The sequence below is a fragment of the Shewanella sp. SG41-3 genome (genome assembly GCF_014164545.1).
GTDB classification, from domain to species: domain Bacteria; phylum Pseudomonadota; class Gammaproteobacteria; order Enterobacterales; family Shewanellaceae; genus Shewanella; species Shewanella vesiculosa.
Genome location: NZ_JACJFJ010000027.1, coordinates 1 through 653, shown reverse-complemented (window position 1 = coordinate 653; position 653 = coordinate 1). Strand labels below are relative to the sequence as shown.

1 pseudogene is annotated in these 653 nt (G+C 42.1%); it reads left to right on the top strand.

The window, feature by feature from the left end:
• A pseudogene (locus H5164_RS19785) lies at nucleotides 1-653 on the top strand (flagellin); the annotation flags it as partial.

Genomic DNA, 653 nt, shown 5'->3' with positions numbered 1-653 from the left:
ACCGTGTCTGGAGTTGGTACTGATTTTGGTGTTGAGGCCAATACCGCATTAACTTCAACGGTAGCTGCTGACACTACGTTTGGTGTTAATGGTAAAGTTGTTGGTGTAACCTTAGCCGAATCAGCTACAAGCCTAGTATCTAAGGTTAATGCAGCTGGAACTGGTGTCAAAGCTGAAAGCTCCGTTACTACGACAATTAGTAATATAAGTGCAACCGATGATGGTGTGTTATCTGTAGTAGGCGCAGGTGGTGTCAAAGATAGTTATAATCTAGCTGATTACGCTGGCGATGAAGAAGCATTAGCCACCGACTTAGGTAAAGCTGGGTATGATGTCAGCTATGACAAAGATACCAGTGTAATTAGCATTACCGCAAAAAATGTTGATGGTATTGAAATTACTGGCTCTACAATTGCTAGTTCAACGGTGCTATTAGGAGCGAGCGGAGACGCAAGTGCTCAAACGAGCATAAGCAAAGTGGCTGAAATTAGTTTTTCATCATCTGAAAAGTTTACTCTTGAAGGTGCTTCTGTTGATGACATAACTGGAATAGGCGCTACTGGTGGTTCATCAACATTGAATAAAGTAAGTAGTATCGATATTGGTACAGCTCAAGGTGCTCAAGATGCGCTAGATGTTATTGATGCCGCAAT